This is a genomic window from Buchnera aphidicola (assembly GCF_900128725.1).
GTDB classification, from domain to species: Bacteria; Pseudomonadota; Gammaproteobacteria; order Enterobacterales; family Enterobacteriaceae; genus Buchnera_F; species Buchnera_F aphidicola_K.
Genome location: NZ_LT667500.1, coordinates 295,765 through 314,602 on the forward strand (window position 1 = coordinate 295,765; position 18,838 = coordinate 314,602).

At 27.4% G+C, this 18,838-nt stretch carries 20 protein-coding genes; 12 read left to right on the forward strand and 8 right to left on the reverse strand.

Going from position 1 to position 18,838, the window contains the following annotated elements; translation table 11 throughout:
• Window positions 1-200: 200 nt before the first annotated feature.
• The 3 genes from ftsH to greA form a co-directional block, all read right to left on the reverse strand.
• Complete coding sequence (gene ftsH, locus CINFORN2912_RS01225) at window positions 201-2,033, reverse strand: ATP-dependent zinc metalloprotease FtsH (protein WP_082253681.1); 1,833 nt, start codon at window positions 2,031-2,033, stop codon at window positions 201-203.
• A gap of 38 nt (window positions 2,034-2,071) precedes the next feature.
• A complete protein-coding gene (locus CINFORN2912_RS01230) occupies window positions 2,072-2,701 on the reverse strand; it encodes an RlmE family RNA methyltransferase (RefSeq protein ID WP_075433939.1) in 630 nt (209 codons plus the stop codon).
• Window positions 2,702-2,934: 233 nt separating this feature from the next.
• Window positions 2,935-3,414 carry a transcription elongation factor GreA gene (gene greA / locus CINFORN2912_RS01235; protein WP_154101265.1) on the reverse strand — a complete coding sequence of 160 codons (480 nt, stop codon included), beginning with the start codon at window positions 3,412-3,414 and terminating at the stop codon, window positions 2,935-2,937.
• A gap of 428 nt (window positions 3,415-3,842) precedes the next feature.
• Between greA and CINFORN2912_RS01240 the strand changes: the two genes are divergently transcribed.
• The 4 genes from CINFORN2912_RS01240 (at window position 3,843) to cgtA (ending at window position 6,368) form a co-directional block, all read left to right on the forward strand.
• Window positions 3,843-4,088, forward strand: a complete 246-nt coding sequence (locus tag CINFORN2912_RS01240; protein WP_075433946.1) for a BolA/IbaG family iron-sulfur metabolism protein — start codon at window positions 3,843-3,845, stop codon at window positions 4,086-4,088.
• A gap of 572 nt (window positions 4,089-4,660) precedes the next feature.
• A complete protein-coding gene (rplU, locus tag CINFORN2912_RS01250) occupies window positions 4,661-4,975 on the forward strand; it encodes a 50S ribosomal protein L21 (protein WP_075433954.1) in 315 nt (104 codons plus the stop codon).
• Window positions 4,976-4,997: 22 nt separating this feature from the next.
• On the forward strand, window positions 4,998-5,261 hold the full coding sequence (gene rpmA / locus CINFORN2912_RS01255; RefSeq protein WP_075433958.1) for a 50S ribosomal protein L27: 264 nt from the start codon (window positions 4,998-5,000) through the stop codon (window positions 5,259-5,261).
• A 90-nt stretch (window positions 5,262-5,351) separates the two neighbouring features.
• Window positions 5,352-6,368 (forward strand): Obg family GTPase CgtA, encoded by a 1,017-nt coding sequence (gene cgtA / locus CINFORN2912_RS01260; protein WP_075433962.1) that lies wholly within the window; start codon window positions 5,352-5,354, stop codon window positions 6,366-6,368.
• A gap of 219 nt (window positions 6,369-6,587) precedes the next feature.
• Here cgtA and rpsI read toward each other — a convergent pair whose 3' ends face one another.
• Window positions 6,588-6,980 (reverse strand): 30S ribosomal protein S9, encoded by a 393-nt coding sequence (gene rpsI / locus CINFORN2912_RS01265; RefSeq protein WP_075433965.1) that lies wholly within the window; start codon window positions 6,978-6,980, stop codon window positions 6,588-6,590.
• Window positions 6,981-7,008: 28 nt separating this feature from the next.
• The gene (rplM, locus tag CINFORN2912_RS01270; protein ID WP_075433968.1) at window positions 7,009-7,437 is read right to left on the reverse strand and encodes a 50S ribosomal protein L13; all 429 of its coding nucleotides are present in this window, start codon (window positions 7,435-7,437) and stop codon (window positions 7,009-7,011) included.
• 157 nt (window positions 7,438-7,594) lie between these two features.
• On the opposite strand from rplM, the gene CINFORN2912_RS01275 reads away from it, so the two are divergent.
• From CINFORN2912_RS01275 to rplS, 6 genes are all read left to right on the forward strand, one after another.
• Complete coding sequence (locus tag CINFORN2912_RS01275) at window positions 7,595-8,740, forward strand: prephenate dehydratase domain-containing protein (protein WP_075433971.1); 1,146 nt, start codon at window positions 7,595-7,597, stop codon at window positions 8,738-8,740.
• A gap of 98 nt (window positions 8,741-8,838) precedes the next feature.
• Complete coding sequence (gene ffh, locus CINFORN2912_RS01280) at window positions 8,839-10,185, forward strand: signal recognition particle protein (protein WP_075433974.1); 1,347 nt, start codon at window positions 8,839-8,841, stop codon at window positions 10,183-10,185.
• Window positions 10,186-10,264: 79 nt separating this feature from the next.
• Window positions 10,265-10,507 (forward strand): 30S ribosomal protein S16, encoded by a 243-nt coding sequence (rpsP, locus tag CINFORN2912_RS01285; protein WP_075433977.1) that lies wholly within the window; start codon window positions 10,265-10,267, stop codon window positions 10,505-10,507.
• Window positions 10,508-10,547: 40 nt separating this feature from the next.
• A complete protein-coding gene (gene rimM / locus CINFORN2912_RS01290) occupies window positions 10,548-11,051 on the forward strand; it encodes a ribosome maturation factor RimM (RefSeq protein WP_075433980.1) in 504 nt (167 codons plus the stop codon).
• Window positions 11,052-11,076: 25 nt separating this feature from the next.
• Complete coding sequence (trmD, locus tag CINFORN2912_RS01295; protein WP_075433984.1) at window positions 11,077-11,778, forward strand: tRNA (guanosine(37)-N1)-methyltransferase TrmD; 702 nt, start codon at window positions 11,077-11,079, stop codon at window positions 11,776-11,778.
• Entirely contained in the window at window positions 11,775-12,122 is a 348-nt protein-coding gene (gene rplS, locus CINFORN2912_RS01300; RefSeq protein ID WP_075433986.1) for a 50S ribosomal protein L19, read from the forward strand. Before trmD ends, rplS begins: the two co-directional genes overlap by 4 nt.
• A 126-nt stretch (window positions 12,123-12,248) precedes the next feature.
• Here the strand turns inward: rplS and tldD are convergent, their stop codons facing one another.
• On the reverse strand, window positions 12,249-13,685 hold the full coding sequence (tldD, locus tag CINFORN2912_RS01305) for a metalloprotease TldD (RefSeq protein ID WP_244268596.1): 1,437 nt from the start codon (window positions 13,683-13,685) through the stop codon (window positions 12,249-12,251).
• Between the two features lie 254 nt (window positions 13,686-13,939).
• Here tldD and aroQ point away from each other — a divergent pair, with 254 nt between their 5' ends.
• A complete protein-coding gene (aroQ, locus tag CINFORN2912_RS01310) occupies window positions 13,940-14,425 on the forward strand; it encodes a type II 3-dehydroquinate dehydratase (RefSeq protein WP_075433989.1) in 486 nt (161 codons plus the stop codon).
• Window positions 14,426-14,898: 473 nt separating this feature from the next.
• Here the strand turns inward: aroQ and CINFORN2912_RS01315 are convergent, their stop codons facing one another.
• Window positions 14,899-15,672, reverse strand: a complete 774-nt coding sequence (locus tag CINFORN2912_RS01315; RefSeq protein ID WP_082253683.1) for an RluA family pseudouridine synthase — start codon at window positions 15,670-15,672, stop codon at window positions 14,899-14,901.
• An 8-nt stretch (window positions 15,673-15,680) separates the two neighbouring features.
• Complete coding sequence (locus CINFORN2912_RS02130) at window positions 15,681-15,866, reverse strand: S4 domain-containing protein (protein ID WP_082253684.1); 186 nt, start codon at window positions 15,864-15,866, stop codon at window positions 15,681-15,683.
• 286 nt (window positions 15,867-16,152) lie between these two features.
• Here CINFORN2912_RS02130 and alaS point away from each other — a divergent pair, with 286 nt between their 5' ends.
• On the forward strand, window positions 16,153-18,807 hold the full coding sequence (gene alaS, locus CINFORN2912_RS01320) for an alanine--tRNA ligase (RefSeq protein ID WP_075433992.1): 2,655 nt from the start codon (window positions 16,153-16,155) through the stop codon (window positions 18,805-18,807).
• Window positions 18,808-18,838 lie beyond the last annotated feature (31 nt).

Genomic DNA, 18,838 nt, shown 5'->3' on the forward strand with positions numbered 1-18,838 from the left:
ACCTACCTTATCATTAAAGATAGATATTATTAAATCATGAGAATTTTTTATTAAAGAATTAAAAAATAATTTCAATACTCTTAATCTTAACTAAAGCATTAACATCCTCTCCACCATAAAATAAAAAAAAGTTGTTGTTACTTATACCAAGTTAGTAAAAAAATAAACACTAAAAAATAGATCTCCTTGGAACAAATCTTTTAATTAGTAGACCATCCTTGAGGGGGTCTCACCGGCTTTCGGGACATCAAGTCATCAATTTGACAAGATTCCAGAGTTTCATATTTTATTAAAGCGTCTTTCATAGCATGCAATATATCTATATTTTTTTTAAGAATTTTTTTTGTCCGCTGATAATTAGTTTCAACAAATAATCTCACTTCTTGGTCAATCATCTGAGCCGTAGCATCTGAAAAACGTTGCTGTTCACTTTTAAATCGTTTAAACGAAGATTCATTGTTCTCTTCAGAATATAATAAAGGACCTAATTTCTCAGAAAAACCCCATTTTGTTACCATATTTGTAGCTAATTGAGTCGCTACTTTTATGTCATTGCTTGCACCAGTGGAAACCCGGTGGACACCATAAATTATTTCTTCTGCCAGACGCCCTCCGTATAAAGAAGAAATTTGACCTTCTAAATGCTGACGGTTTTTACTCAGGATATCCTGTTGGGGCAAAAATATAGTAACGCCCAAAGACCGACCTCTTGGAATAATTGTTATTTTATGCACTGGATCGTGCTCAGGCACTAATCTACCAACAATAGCGTGGCCAGACTCATGATATGCGATAAGTTCCTTTTGAAGATCTGTCATGATGCACGACCTTCTCTCAGAACCCATGGTTATTCTGTCTCTGGATTTTTCAAATTCAGACATAGTAACCTTAGTTTTATTAAGACGAGCTGCTAATAAAGCTGATTCATTTACTAAATTAGCTAAATCCGCTCCAGAAAAACCCGATGTGCCTCTAGATAGGATCATCGGCATCACATCATCTCCAACAGGTATTTTTTTCATATGAATCTTTAAAATTGCTTCTCGACCCCTTAAATCCGGAAGAGGTACTACTATTCGTCGATCAAATCTACCTGATCGTAATAACGCAGGATCTAGAACATCAGGTCGATTAGTAGCTGCGATTAAGATAATCCCTTGGTTTTCTTGAAAACCGTCCATTTCAACTAAAATTTGATTTAACGTCTGTTCGCGTTCATCGTTAGAGCCTCGAAAACCTCCTCCTCTTTTCCGACCCACAGCATCAATTTCATCAACAAAAAGTATACACGGAGCGCATTTTCTAGATTTTTTAAACATATCGCGGACACGAGAAGCCCCTACACCAACGAACATTTCTACAAAATCCGATCCCGAGATAGTAAAAAAGGGTACACGCGCTTCTCCTGCAATAGCTTTAGCTAATAAAGTTTTTCCAGTTCCCGGAGGACCTATTAGTAAAACTCCTTTGGGCATTTTTCCTCCCAATTTTTGAAATCGTTGTGGTTCTTTTAAATATTCTACTAATTCAGATACCTCTTCTATAGCTTCAGGACAGCCGGCAACATCTAAAAAAGTAACTTTAGTCATATTTTGAGATACAGTTTTCGCTGTGCTTTTTCCAAACAATAGAGTTCCTTTGCCAATGCTATTGTGTATTTTTTGTGCAAAAAAAACCCATAAACCCGCTAATAAAAATGCAGGAAACCATGATATAAATATAGAAACCAAGATACTTCTTTCCTTGTAGGCTACTCCGGTAATATTAACATGATTTTGCAGCAAAACATCTAATAACTCAGGATCATTCATAGGAGAATAAGTAATGTATTTTTTAAAATCAGTTTTGGTAACTTTGATCTCGTTACCATTAACTGTAGCATCACGAATTTGATTGTTATTAACGTCTTTCACAAAATCAGAATAACTTACGATTACATTTTCTGATTTATAAAAAAAAATGTTTTGAACTAGTGACACCAATATAGCTACAGCAAAAAAACATAAAATTAAATTTTTAATTCTGTTAATCAAAAGATAACCTCTCTATATACTTATATTAAAAAAAATAACTATACTTTTAAGCCATAAGCAATAATAAATACTTCTCGAGAATTCATACATGAAGCCTTCGGTTTATAAATCTTCACAAAATTAAATGTGTTATAAATTTTTTGCATATATTCATCAAAACCATAGCCTTGAAATAATTTTATAATTAAATACCCTTGAAAATTTAAGACTTGTATAGCAATTTTGAGTACAATGTTACTTAATTTAAACATATTGGCATTATCAACAACGGAACAACCGCTAATATTTGGCGACATATCTGACATAACGACATTCCAAGAATATTCTTTAACAATCAATAAAAACTTTTCTAAAAACTCTGTCTTTGTAATGTCTCCATGAAAAAAAGTAACATTCTTTAAAGATTTCATTGGCAAAACATCACACGCAAAAATTATTCCGTATTTTCCAATCTTTTTGCGCGCATATTCTGACCATCCGCCCGGATTTGACCCCAAATCCATAATATTCATTTTATTTTTAAAAATATTTTCCGATTCATTAATCTCTTTTAGCTTAAACCACGCACGAGATCTTACGTTTTTTCTATTTCTTTCTTTAACATATGGATCATTAAAATGTTTTTTTAACCAGCGTTTAGAATTATTTGAACTTTTTTTCAAAACCATAATATCATTTAACACCTTAAAATACACAAAATATACAAGCTTCGTTAACTATTCTTGAAATTAAACTATTTAAAATAAATATACTATTATAATATAAATATTACATTACAAAAAAAATAAATAAAAATAAGAATTTTATAGAAATATCAAAATTATGTTTATGAGAACAAAACTTTAATAAAAAATATCTACTTCAAGAATATTTACGCAATATATAATACATAATATATATTTTAAATATACTCAATTTTTTTAATTAAATATTCTACTGACCCAGAAGGGGTATTTACTATAGCAATATCATTTTTTTTTTTTCCAATTAGTGCTCTAGACATAGGTGAATGAATAGAAATGGAAAATTCCTTACAATTCGCTTCATCATCACCTACAATAGTATAAATAAAAATATCATTAGTACTATTTTGTAACACTGTTACAGTAGACCCAAAGATGACAACACCTCTAAAAGGTATTTTAGTGACATCTATAATTTGAGCATATAATATTTTTTTTTCGATCTCACATATACGATGTTCGCAAAAACTCTGTTCTTCACGAGCCGAATGGTATTCTGCGTTTTCTTTTAAGTCACCTAACTGTCTAGCATTCGCTATGGCCTGCACAATAAAAGGTCTTGTAATATATTTTAGTTTTTTTAATTCAGCTTTTAACCTATTAAAACCTCGCAACGTCATCGGAACTTTGTTAAACAAACCTTTATCTCCTTTACGCTAAAAAAAACAAAACAAATAAAATTTATTTATATTATTTATCTGTTAAATTAAACTATAATTAAATAAAATATCACTTTTGCTCAACACTTCGTTTATATGTTATTATTAAAAATGTTATATGTATTATCTATACACATAAAATGTATTATAAAGCATAATAATCATTGATGTTTTCAATTAAATGAAAATTTTTATAATTAACAGTTGATACAAACAAATTATCGAAAATCATATATAAATTATACAAATAATGATTTTTTTAGAGTATACCTATTACTTTGCTAATATATAGAAAAATTTTAATTAATTGGCGAATACAAGAGTTTTAAAAACCATATATAAAAAACTAAATAATATATTGATTAATGCATATTAACTACTTTCTTGTAAAAAATCGAGTAATAAACATGAACCATGATAAAATTCACTCTTTAATTAAAAAAAAATTAAACCTAAAAAAAGCTCTAGTTTCTGTAAAAGAAAAAAATATTTCAATTATCGCGATAGGAGATATATTTATAGGCATGAATTCTCTTGAAAAACAAAAAAAAATATATAAAATACTATTACCTTATTTTTTTAAAAAAAAAATTCATGCCGTTTCTATACAAGCGTATACTCTTAATGAATGGAAAAAAAAAAACTCTCTTTAATTTAACTAATATTCTCAAATATTTAAAATACATCAATAAATATACTAAAAAAAATCATTATTTATTGATAATAATACATACCTTGCAAAAATATATCATTATAAGTTCTTCTTTTTCTCAAGATCAGCATATTTATCTAAAATCAATGTTTTTAAGTTAAAAATTCTAAATTACAAACATATTTTATATGCATATAATAATTTTTCCAGGCATTTTAAAAAAATTTTAAGAAACAGTATCGTTAAGGAAGCGTCGATGAGCAAGCGCTCTGCATGAAGTAAAAAATATTTTTATTATATCGACCTATATCATTTTAGATGTATATTGTTGTATACGCTTGTCCATAATTTACATAAAATATTAATCTATACAATAATTTAATGACGTAAAAAAACACTTCCACATATATTTTTTATATAAATTTCAGTATTTAAAAAAACAATATTCATTAAAAAATTTTAAGCTTTGTGATAAATAAAATACTAATGTTATATTTAACTAAACAACCTTAAAATTATAAATAAATATACTTTTATTATTAATTAATGGATTAATACTCAGAGAAATATATTATGTATGCAATATTTTTAGACCGCAATAAACAGTATAAAGCTAAAGTAGGCAAAGTAATTAGGTTAGAAAAAATAAATAACAGTGTTGGATCACAAATTTTATTTAAAAAAATAATATTATTCTCGAATAATAAAAAAATATCTATTGGACAACCTGTGCTCCAAAACATATTAATAGAGGGATCAATTCATAAACACGGAAAAGAAAAAAAAATAAAAATCATAAAATTTCATCGTCGTAAACATTATAAAAAGACTCAAGGACACAGACAAAGTTATACAGATGTATTGATAAAAAATTTTATATATCAATAAACACACAATATTAGGATAAAAAATGGCTCATAAAAAAGCAGGTGGTTCATCACGCAATGGAAGAGATTCAAAATCAAAAAGACTAGGCATTAAAAAATATGGAGGAGAATATGTTTATCCTGGAAATATATTAATTAGACAAAGAGGAACAAAATTCCACCCAGGTTATAATGTAAAATGTGGAAAAGACCATACTTTGTTTGCCACATCTCAGGGAAAGGTGAAATTTGAAAAAAAAGGTATTTTAAAGAAAAAATTTATTAGCGTTATTCAAGTTGCATCATAGAAACTAAAAAATACTACATTATGTTTTTAATATACAAAAAAATAATTGTTCAATAATTTTTAAAGATCTATTAAAAAAGAGAAATATAACATGAAATTTGTTGATTCAGCTACAATTCATGTATCTGCTGGAAATGGAGGAAATGGATGCATAAGCTTTAGAAGAGAAAAATTTATACCCAAAGGGGGTCCAGACGGAGGCGACGGTGGTGACGGAGGAAATATATGGATTATTTCTGATACAAATATGAATTCGTTAACAGATTATAGAATACAAAAAACATTTTATGCTGAAAACGGAAAAAACGGATCTAGTGCAAATAGTTCTGGGCGAAAAGGAGAGGATATTTTTATCCGAGTACCTCTTGGAACCAGAATTATTAATCTTCATGACCATTCTATAATAGCAGACATAACGAAAAAAGAACAAAAAGTTCTCATTGCTAGAGGCGGATGGCACGGTATGGGGAACACAAGATTTAAATCTCCTACTAATCGATCTCCTAGAAAAAAAACTAATGGCACTTTGGGTGAATGCCGGCACATTGGTTTAGAGTTAATATTGATTGCTGATGTTGGAACGCTAGGCTTGCCTAATTCCGGAAAATCAACTTTAATTACAGCAATTTCAAACGCTAAGACTAAAATAAATAATTATCCTTTTACTACTTTACGTCCTATATTAGGAGCAGTTCAAATAAAAAAAGAAAAATTCATCGTTGCGGATATACCTGGCATTATACAGGGAGCGTCTACAGGAATAGGTTTAGGCATACAATTTTTAAAACATTTATCTCGCTGTCATTTGTTGCTTCATGTAATTGATATCACCGATATAAGGAAAAATAATATTAACAATATCAGGCGAATTATATTACAAGAATTAAAAAACTTTAAAGAATCGCTTTTTAAAAAACCACGTTGGTTAATATTCAATAAAATTGACAAGCTGACAGAAAAAAAAATTAATTCCGTAATGCTGCAAATAAAAAAAAAAATAGAAAATAACCAAAAATACTATCTTATTTCTGCAAAAAAAAAAATTGGAACTAAACAATTATCACAAGACATAATGCTATATTTGTATCAAAAAAAATATAAAATATAATTTACCGAGCAATCATACTCTCAAGAAGATATATAGACTTTAAAAAAAAATAAAATTATAAACAATAATGAATATTTATTATAAGAATCATGCAAAAAAATTTTAATATTATATGAAGTATAATGCACTTTTTCAAATTTAATAAAATGAAAAATGACACATATATTATAATAAGAAACCCGGGATATACATACCGGGGTTCTTCAAAACAAACAAATTTTAACGTTTAGAAAATTGAGGTCTTTTTCTAGATTTTCGAAAACCAAATTTTTTACGCTCTACTTGTCTGGGATCACGTGTCACAAATCCTTCTTTACGCAAACTTCCTCTTAACGAGTTATCATATTGTATTAAAGCACGGGTAATACCCTGACGAATAGCCCCGGCTTGACCGGATATGCCTCCGCCCTTAACTGTGATATAAAAATCAAAAAAATGTAACATGTTTACTGTATCTAATGGTTGTTGAACGACCATACATGACGTTTCCCTGCTGAAATATTCTTTCAGCGAACGCTTGTTTATAGTAATAACACCCTTGCCTTTACATAAAAAAACACGCGCTGAAGAGCTTTTACGACGACCAGTGCCATAATTAATATACTTCGACATAATATAATAACCTTATTATTTAAACAAATTAAATATCTAAAAAAACTGGTTTTTGCGCTATTAAAGTATGTTCGTTAAAAGGAAAAACTTTTAGTTTTTTAAAAAAAAGCCGTCCAAGCGGTCCTTTCGGCAACATACCTTTTATTGCTTTTTCAATAATGCGTTCAGGATGGTGTGACAGCATATACTTGAAAGTATATTTTTTTATCCCACCAACATGTCCGGTATGATGGTAATAAAATTTGTTAATTTGCTTTTTTCCGGTGACAATTATTTTAGATGCATTTATAACTATGATATAATCACCTACATCTACATGAGGAGTATACTCTGGTTTATGCTTTCCACGTAATCGCTTTGATATTTCAGCGGCAAATCGACCTAAAACTTTATTAGTTCCATCAACATAATACCAAGATCTAACCACTTTGTTTATATTAGCTGAAAAACTTTTCATAATACGATTCCTCAAATAATTACTTAATTTGTCAAATTGATTTACCTAAATTAGAGATAAAAAATTATTCTATATATCCTTTAATATAGATTAATACATCTGGAGTCTTTGTATTTTATAAACACATATAATAAACAGTTAAGATGGAAACTTAAATATGCAAATAAAAAATAAATTATATTTCTTAAGAAATCAAATTAATAATTTAGATTATAAAATAATTAAAATATTAAAAAAAAGAGAATCTGCATCTGTGGAAATACTCAAGTACAAATTATCTAAACAGTTATGCATTCGCGATAAAAACCGAGAGATAGAACTTTTTCAGTCTTTAAATAGACGCAGTAAAAAAAACAAAATAAATCCAGAATTTATAAAAAAATTATTTCAGATAATTGTTCATAATTCAATTCTTATACAAAAAAATTGGAAAAAAAAAATATTAACAAATCAAAAAAAATATTTTTGTGGATATTTAGGACCGATTGGATCATACTCGCACGCAGCTTTTTCATCTTTATCAAAAAAAAATAAAAATATTTTATTAGCGAGCGAACATTCGAATTTCACGTCTATAATAGAATCACTGGTTAGTAATCGTTGTAAATTTGCCTTACTTCCCATAGAAAATAGGATATCAGGAATTATTTCAGAGGTATATGACATAATTAAACAAAAAAAGGAAATATATATAATTAAAGAAATATATATAAAAATTAACCATCATTTATTGACTACCCAAAACTGCTTTATTAACGATATACAACGTATATATAGTCACGAACAACCTTTTAAACAATGCAGCACTTTCTTAAATAAGTTTCCAGAATGGAAAAAATGTTACTTTCCTAGTACCGCGGCCGCAATAAAGCAAATGGTTATAGAAAACAATAAAACTACAGCAGTATTAGGGTCTGCAGACGGAAAAGATTTTTATAATCTAAAATCTATAGCAAAAAATTTATCAAATAAAAAAAATAATATTACTAGATTTATTCTTATTTCAAAAAAATTAAAAAAAATACCCGAAAATATTGAGTCTAAAACTACTATTTTCATCACACTAAATGATAATATAACTAATAAAAAAAAAATACTAAATATTTTTAAGAAAAGAAATATTAAGGTAATTAAAATGATCTCTCCTAAAAATATTATAAAAAAAATACAAAAAACTTATTTCTTAGAAATTCAATCACATATAGATTCTGAAATTACAAAAGATGCATTACATCATGTAGCAAAATATGCAATAAATACTAGGATATTAGGTTGTTATCCCGCTGAATCTATGGAATTTTAAAACGAAAGATACATAAATTCGCGTTAATTGTAAACATAAAAAATAATTATAAAATTGTAAGTAATAAAATTAATCATAAAAAGGTGTTAATAATAGTTATGTTTAATAGCTTAACAAAAAAAATTACAAAAATTTTTGAAAATTTTTCATATAAAGGGCATTTAAAGCCAATAGTTATCAAAAAAATGCTTAAAAAAGTAAAATATGCACTATTAGACGCCGACGTTTCCATCAAAGTTATACAAACTTTTTTAAAGAATGTTAAAGAAAAAATTCAAAATAGCCAAATTAATACTCACTTAAATCCAGGGCAAAATATCATAGATATAATCTTAAAAGAATTAATTTATATTATGGGAAATAAGCCACATTCATTTACATTTATGTCTAACAAACTAACTATTTGTACTCTTATAGGTCACCAAGGCGCTGGAAAAACGACGAGTGTGGGGAAATTAGCCTATTTATTAGCGCATAAATATAAAAAAAAGGTACTTGTAGTATCTGTTGACATATATAGACCAGCCGCTATACTTCAATTAAAAAGACTAATAAAGCAAACAAAAGCTGATTTTTTTTCATCTCATGTTAACCAACAAGCTATTGAAATAGTAAAACTAGCAAAGAAAGAAGCAAGTAAAAAAAAATATGATGTATTGCTTATTGATACCGCAGGAAGACTGCACACCGATAAATTTAAAATTAAAGAGTTGGAAAAAATACAAGAAAATGCCCAGCCTCAAGAAACATTATTGGTCGTTGACTCCATGACAGGACAAGATGCTGTACATTCCATTAATACATTTAATAAAAAATTCCAGCTATCAGGAGTAATTTTAACAAAATTAGACAGCGATACAAGAGGCGGAGCAGCTCTATCGATTCGAATGCTAACAAAAAAACCAATTAAATATATTGGTGTAGGAGAAAAAATACATGATTTACAAATTTTTTATCCAGAGCGAATCGCAAAAAGAATACTTGGGATGGGAGATGTATTATCAATAATAGATGATATTAAAAATAAACTAAAACACAGCGAAAAAAACTTGTTAAAAAAAACAACACAAAAAGGTGATACATTTAATCTAAACGACTTTTTGATACAAATTAAACAAATAAAAAAAATTGGCGGCATTAGCTCTTTAATAAATAAATTGCCAGTCAATATCATTCCGTCTCGCGCAATGCTAGACAGCATAGATGAAAAATCCTTAATAAAAATTGAAGCTATGATTAATTCAATGACAAAACAAGAAAAAAGTTACCCTTCTATAATAAAATCACAAAGAAAAAAAAGAATTGCACGGGGATCTGGAAACACAATACAAGCAATAAATATTTACTTAAAAAAATTTGAACAAACTAAACGCATGATGAAAAATATAAAAAAAAATAAAAAAAACCAAATATTTGAAAAAATTAAAAATTATCTGATAAAATAACATTTAGCTAAATTCATTTTGTCTAGAGCAAATAAGTATTTCTTTTTAATAAAAACTACATAAAACATAAGGCAGAACTATGATAAAAATTAGACTTGCTCGACATGGAGCCAAAAAAAAACCATTTTATAAAATAATAATATCAGATGTAAGATCTGCTCGTAATGGAAAATTCATCGAACGTATTGGATATTTTAATCCGTTTGCTAAAAAAAATGAAAAAAAAATACATATTCGTATTGAAAGAGCTCAATATTGGATACAAAAAGGAGCAAAACAATCTCATCGACTCAAAAAATTATTTAAAATATCTCAAAAATAAAAATAAACACTCGTCACTAACCCTAGTATTTTTATAAATTATGATTATCATAGGAAAAATTAGTCACCCGCACGGAATTTTAGGATGGGTACACGTTATTTCCTTTACGGAAATAAAAAAAAATATTTTTAAGTATTTCCCATGGAAATTAGAAAAATCAAACCTTCAAATCCATAAATGTGATATTTCCATGTATCGAAATTATTCTAAAAATTATATTATAAAATTCAAACATATTAATGACCGAAATAAAGCTACAAAAATTTCTAAAAAAAATATTTATATACCACGCAGTCAATTGCCTATACTCAAATATCAGGAATATTATTGGCATGATATTTTTCAATGTTATGCATATAGTGATAAAAAAGAAAAAATTGGTCCTGTAGTCGGTATACTAGATAATAGTTTCTATAACACGTTAGAGATATTGAATGAAAAAAAAAAAAAAAATATTAATGTACCATTTATACAACCTGAGATAATTCAAAGTATAGATATAAAAAATAAAATTATTATTATTAATAGCTCATACCCTAAATAGGTATTCTAAACATTGAATAAAAAAAATGATAACATTCAGTATTATTACAATTTTTCCCGATATATTTAATACATTCTTGAAATACGGAATAGTAAATCGAGCTATAAAAAAAAAAATTATTGATATCAATATTTTAAATCTCAGAGATTATAGTGATAACCAAAGAAAAAGAATAGATGACCAGATTTATGGGGGCGGAGCAGGCATGCTAATAATGTTCTTACCTTTATTTAAAGCGGTTAACAGAGCAAAAAAAAATAAAAAAAAAAGCATTGTTATCTATTTATCGCCACAAGGAAAAGTTTTAAAACATCAATATATACAGTATTTCATAAAAAAAAAAAATTTAATATTTATTTGTGGTCGTTATAAAGGTATTGATGAAAGATTTATACAAACTCAAGTAGATGAAGAATGGTCTATTGGAGATTATATTTTAACTGGCGGAGAATTAGCTGCTATGGTATTTATAGAAACCATTACCAGATTTATTCCGGGAGCTCTAAACAATAAACAATCTCTATTCGAAGAATCGTTCTCTCACGGTTTATTAGATTGTCCGAACTATACGAGACCAAAAAAAATACATAACTATACAGTACCTTCTACATTATTATCTGGAAATCATAACGAAATAAAAAAATGGAGATTAAAACATGCCATAAAAAATACTTTATTAAAAAAACCTCATATGATAAAAAACATAAAAAGAGATACTAAAATATGAACAATTATATACAAAACCTAGAAAATGAATATAAAAAAAAAAATATACCTATATTTAAATCAGGAGATTCTCTAGTTGTCCAGATATGGGTCTTAGAAAGTAATAAAAAACGAATCCAGGCTTTTGAGGGTGTTGTTATTGCTAAAAGAAATAGAAACCTTAATTCTTCTTTTATAATACGAAAAATATCAAACGGAGAAGGCATAGAAAGAAAGTTTTTAATACATTCTCCTAATATACATAAAATAAAAGTTATTAAGCGAGGATGTGTAAAAAAAGCAAAATTATATTATTTAAGACACCGGACCGGAAAATCTGCTCGAATAAAAGAACAATTGAACTAAAAAAAGAATCATTAATTTTTTAGAAATAATTATAATAACTTTTTTTGAATAATTAAAAAATTTATTTATATTAATTATGCAGTCAGAATATTTTAAAAATTGACTGCACAATACAAATAAAAAAAATTAGGATGATCCTCCTACCGTTAGTTTATCTACTCTAATCGTAGGCTGACCGACACACACCGGGATATTTTGTCCGTTTTTCCCACAACAACCAAGACCATTATCCATCCGTAAATCATTTCCAACCATAGAAATTAGTTTCATTACCTCTATTCCAGATCCAATAAGTGTTGCAGATTTAAGGGGGTATAGAATCTTGCCTTTTTTAACTAAATATGCTTCAGAAGTAGTAAAAACAAAATTTCCAGAAGTAATATCAACCTGTCCATCGCTAAAGTTAACAGCATAAATACCATACTCTAAGCTTAATATAATATCTTGAACAGCGTCTTTTCCCGGTAGTAAATATGTATTAGTCATCCTAGGCATAGGTAGACTCGAATAAGAATCCCTCCGACCATTTCCAGTACTAGTCGACCCCATTAAGTGGGAGTTTAATTTGTCCTGCAGAAAAGACCTTAAAATCCCTTTATCAATTAAAATATTATATTTACTAGGGGTACCTTCATCATCAATATTAATAGATCCCCTAGAGCCTTTTAACGTTCCGTTATCTACTACGGTACATAAGTTAGAGGCTACTATTTTTCCCATTTTTTTAGTAAATATAGAGGTTTTCTTTCGAATAAAATCCCCTTCTAGTCCGTGACCTACGGCTTCATGGAATAAAATTCCAGGCCATCCCGACCCCAAAATAACAGGAAAAGCTCCTGATATAGATGATTTAGCAGATAAAGAAATCAAAGCAATCCGTACCGCTTCTTTGGTCCAAGATTCTATTAATGTTTCATCATTAGACTGTTTCTTTAATAAATCTTGAAACCCTAGTCTACCTCCTCCTCCACTACAGCCATTTTCGCGAATACCGTTTTGCTCAGCCATAACTCTGATAGTAATACGCACTAAAGGGCGAACGTCTTGAGACAAAATATTACTATCAGTCGAACCGATTAATATTTCTTCGTACTCACAAGTTAGAGTCGCATAAACATCTGTAATCCGGTGATCCGTATTACGAGCTAATTGATCAATTAAATTTAATGTATAAATTTTTTTTTCAATAGAAAAATTTTGTATTGAATTAAAGCGGGTATATAAATTCATATTATTAGAGTTAAAACTCTTTTTGAAAAGATGATTTGAAACATCGGGTATCATTTTACAAACTATCTTTGTGGAATCCATTAAACTATTTAATGTAATGACATTAGTGCAAGAAAAAAATGTAGAACAATTTTTTATCACCCTAATACCTACTCCTTCGTCAAACAAATAAGTACTTTTTTTTATTATGCTTTTCTCTAATACCCACGTCTCTTGCTCTCTTAGCTGAAAATAAATATCACCAAAATCAACTTTATTTTCTGACATATAATTTAATAATAAAAAAATATTACTTTCTTGAAGATTGTATCTATTTAATAAAACATTTTTCATAACCTTGATCATTAAAATAAATCTCTCAAAATAATCATAAAATATGATACGGAATCCAATCATAAAAAGGATTGTTTGCGACCTAAAAGTCTTTTACTTCCTTCAAATAAATTGCTATAAACAATGATTTGAATGATATAAAACCGAAAGAATAATATAATTTTAATTATAAAAAACTATTTAATTCTTGAATTAAATGTTATTATATTTTAATTATAATTTTTTATAATTAAATTTATATTATAGGCGTATATATGAATAAAAAAATAAAAATTTTGTTAATAAATGGACCTAACCTAAATTTATTAGGAACGCGAGAACCAAAAATTTATGGAAAAAAAACATTACCTCAACTAGTTCAAAAAATAAAAAAAATTGCAAAAAACCTAAACGTAAAAATTTATGATTTTCAATCCAATGCAGAACATCGAATCGTAGAAAAAATACACGAAAGCAAGACACTAAAAATAAAATTTATTTTAATTAATCCCGGAGCATTTGCTCATACCAGTCTCTCTATACGCGATGCGTTGTTGGCTGTTGGACTTCCTTTTTTTGAAATCCATATTTCTAATATTTTTTCTAGAGAAGAGTTTCGATCACACTCTTGGATATCTGATATAGCAAATGGTATTATATCCGGATTTGGAACCGATGGATATATTTGGGCATTAAATAGTGCAGTTAGTTATGTATTAAAAAAACAAAACTTCAAAAAAAAATCAAACAGTAATTCATAAAACGCACATGCAGTTTTATACTTTTATTTATTTAAAAAACCCATTTTCTTGTTTTAATGCTTCTTAGTTACTAATGCTCAACACAATAAAAACCTGAGTATCATTGGATTAAGTATATTATTGAACATCATCCAATAAAATTTTCCGTTTTTCGGGTAAAATACTATATATAAATTATTTTACTTATTTGATAACAATTAAAGAAAATAATTTCTTAAAAAAAAGATGTATCCAATGAAGAAAATATAAAAACTCTCTTTATTGAAAGAAAATTGAAGCTAAAGAACAAGCCGTATTTTTATTTTAAAGTAACATATTTTGGCTTCATCAATAGAAATACAATTATTAAAAATTAATATATAAAAAATTTTACTACTAAAAAAATCAGTTTTTTTAAATCTTTTTTATTATAACATATATAATAAAAAAGATGCATGTAAAACTAATGATTGAAGTAATCACTACTCACTTCATTATTTCATATCTTCTTCATATAAACAATGAATTAACGCAACCATATCACTTGGGGGACCGGCTACCCAATTTCGCATCAAACCTCTAGATGGATATATGAAAGTTAACCTTCTTGCATGTAACGCTGGTCTAAACCAACCGAATAATATTTTATGTAACCTATTAGTAGAGGAACATAAAAGTCGCGCTCTAAAACCTGGATCGTATACTTGATCGCCTAAAACAGGATGAGAAATAGATGAAAAATGTACTCTAATCTGATGCGTTCTACCTGTTTCTAATCGTACTCGCAAATATGTACAGTGCCGAAATATAGCTATCACTTGATAACGAGTAATAGATTCTTTTCCTCCTGCGCTTACCATCATTTTAGTACGGCGGAATATATGGCGTTTAATGGGTCGATTAATTTCTCCGTCTCGTTCAATCCGACCAACTACGATAACATCGTATTCTTTAATAATTTTACGAGTTTTAAATAAATCTAAAAGATACTGATATGCCGCTATTTTCTTTGCTATCACCAATAAGCCTGTTGTATGTCGATCTAATCGATGAACAATTCCAGCTCTAGGTAAATTAATACTTTCTTTATAATGATAAATTAAAGAATTAAACAACGTACCAGAGGTATGCCCGTAACCTAAATGAACTACTAAATCATAAGGTTTATTAATAATAAGGATATCTGAATCTTCAAAAATAATATTCAAAGGTATATTTTCTTCTTTAAATTCAATACAAGTATTTATGTCTTGAATATATAAACAAATTTTATCATTTAAAAAAACTTTTTTTTTGGAATCCGTATAGTTTTTTTATTAATAGAAACATATCCTGATAAAATTAATTTTTTAACCATAGATCGGGATATCTCATTAACTTGAGAAACGATAATTTTATCTAATCGAATAGCTGATAATTGCTGCATTGAAACCGTGAATTTAATTATTTTTCTGTTAGACATATAATTCTCATTAATTTCTTATTTTTCTTCCGACGAATTCAAAATGAATAAAGATTCTAAGTATTGATCAAAAAAAACTATTTTTTAACTTATAAAAAATCTCTGAAAATTTAGTAAAAAAATTAAGTTATAAGCAAAAAATCCAATGATAAACAGCATATAAATTAAAATCTATTATATATTCTTTTCAAATTATAAATATAATGTAAAAAATATATAATTCAAAAAAAAATAGATTTTAATATTATATAATTCTATTCTTTAAATATCAAGAGACGTTAAATATATGAAAACAGATGAATTGCGAACCATGTTTTTGCGTTTTTTTCAAGAAAAAAATCATAAAATTATTCCAAGCAGCTCTTTGGCGGCTCAAGACAACGATACGCTATTATTTACTAACGCCGGAATGAATCAATTTAAAAAAATATATTTAGGATATAAAAAAAATCATCAACCGTCTATGACTAGTGCTCAATATTGTGTACGAACAGGAGGAAAGCACGATGATTTAAAAAAAGTAGGATATACACCTTATCACCATACGTTATTCGAAATGTTAGGAAATTTTAGTTTTGGTGAATATTTTAAAGAAAAAGCTATTACTTATGCATGGGAGTTTTTAACACACAAAAAATGGTTGCATTTATCTAAAAAAAAAATATGGATTACATATTATTATAATGACGAAGAAACAAAAAAAATTTGGTTAGACGTTATTAGTCTTCCACCAAACCGGCTAATCGCAATATATGATAAAGACAAAATAGAGAATAATTCTGATAACTTTTGGAATATGGGCGATTCTGGTCCTTGTGGCCCGTGTACAGAAATTTTCTATGAACAAAACCTAAAAAAAGAAACTAAACCATTCATAATGAATGCTAGGAAACTAAAAAAATACTGTGTAGAAATTTGGAATTTAGTATTTATGCAGTTTAACCAAATTGAACCTGGTAAAATAGTAAAACTACCCATTCCATCAATAGATACTGGAATGGGATTAGAGCGTATTGCTGCCATTCTTCAAAAAGTAAAATCAAGTTATGAAATAGATACTTTTGTTGACTTAATTGAGATAATTAAAAAAAAACTCAATATAAAAAAAAATAATAAAACTACCTTGAGAGTTATTTCAGATCATATCCGCGCGTCTACTTGTATGATCGCAGAAAATATTCGCCCCGGAAACGAAGGAAGAGGTTATGTGTTAAGAAGAATTATTAGACGAGCACTATGTCATGGATACTTTGCCGGATTACATTATCCTTTTTTTTATAAATTATCTACAGCTGTAATGCATAGTATGCAAAAAATTAATACTGACTTTAATATTTACAAAAAAATAGATATCATTAAAAAAATTTTATTTTCTGAAGAACATCAATTTCATTTAACATTAAAAAATGGGATAAATCGTCTAGGGGAAGAGATTAAAAAAAATAAAAATAATGAATTATATGCAAATCAAATATTATACTTGTACGATACATTTGGACTGCCGATTGAAATAACTCAAGATATTTGCAAAGAAAAAAATATTTTCATTGATGTAAATCAATTAAATAAAATTTTGAACCTTAAAAAAAGAAAAGAAAAAAAAAATATTAAAAATTCATCTTTAATGTTTATTACTAAAAAGTCTATCTTTGATGGTTACCATGAATACACTCAACCCTCTAAAATCATTCAAATTATATCTAATAATAAAAAAACAGATCAATTATCCATAGGGCAAAACGGAATCCTAGTATTAGAAATAACGCCTTTTTACGGCGAATCTAGCGGACAAATAGGAGATTCTGGAGAAATTATAAGCAATAACGGCGCTTTTATCGTAACAAACACACAAAGATATGGCTACTATATCGCTCATATAGGGTTTATGAAATGCGGCACAATGTTTGTACATGATATTATCATGGCTAACATTAATGTAAAAAAAAGAAAAAAAATACAATCTAATCATACGGCTACACATTTATTAAACTCTGCTCTAAGAAATAAATTTGGAGTTAATATACGGCAAAAAGGATCTTTTATAAGCGATAAATATTTAAGATTTGATTTTAACTGTGAGGAATCTATTACCGAACAAGATATTGGTGACTTAGAAAAAGAAGTGAATGATAAAATCCACAAAACTATGTTTATAAACACGCTATATACCTCTTTTGAAAAAGCAAAAAAATATAATGCTATATTCTTAAAAAAAAGAAAATACAAAAATACAGTTCGTATAGTTGATATAAATAACTATTCTATTGAAATGTGTAACGGAACTCATCATACAAATACCGGTAAAATTGGATGTTTTAAAATTATTTCATACGCTAGTATTGGAAACAAAATAAAACGTATTATTGCAATAACAGGCTTACAAGTAATTAAATTCTTAGAAAAAAAAATAAAACAAGAAAAAAAAATAGAAGGTCTACTTAAGACAAAAGAAAATAATACTTATAAAGTAGTAAAAAAATTATTTACCAAAATCAATAAAATTAATCAAGAAAATATAAAATTAAAAAATACAAATACTATACATATTGCTAAACATTTAATACCCAAAGCGAATGTTATCAATCAGATATCTCTTATTATACAGCCTATAGATCAAACTAACCAAAAAATACTCAGAAATATATCTGACATTATCAAAAAAGAACTACAACATACAGTTATTATACTAATTAGTAATAATACCCTTAACAATCAAAAAATAACGTTTTTTATTAGCGTTACAAAGAATATAACTAACAGTTTAAATGCATTAGATATAATGAATATTATATTTTTTACCCTACCTGGAAAAGGAGGCGGAAAAAAAAATATGGCCGCAGGAAAATTAACTCAAACTAGAATTACATTAAAAAAAATCAAAGAGCTTGAGTGTAAAATTATAAAATATATAAAAAGAAAAACAGCTAACAAAAGTTTATAAGTTTTTTATACTAACAGATTAATGTCATCTA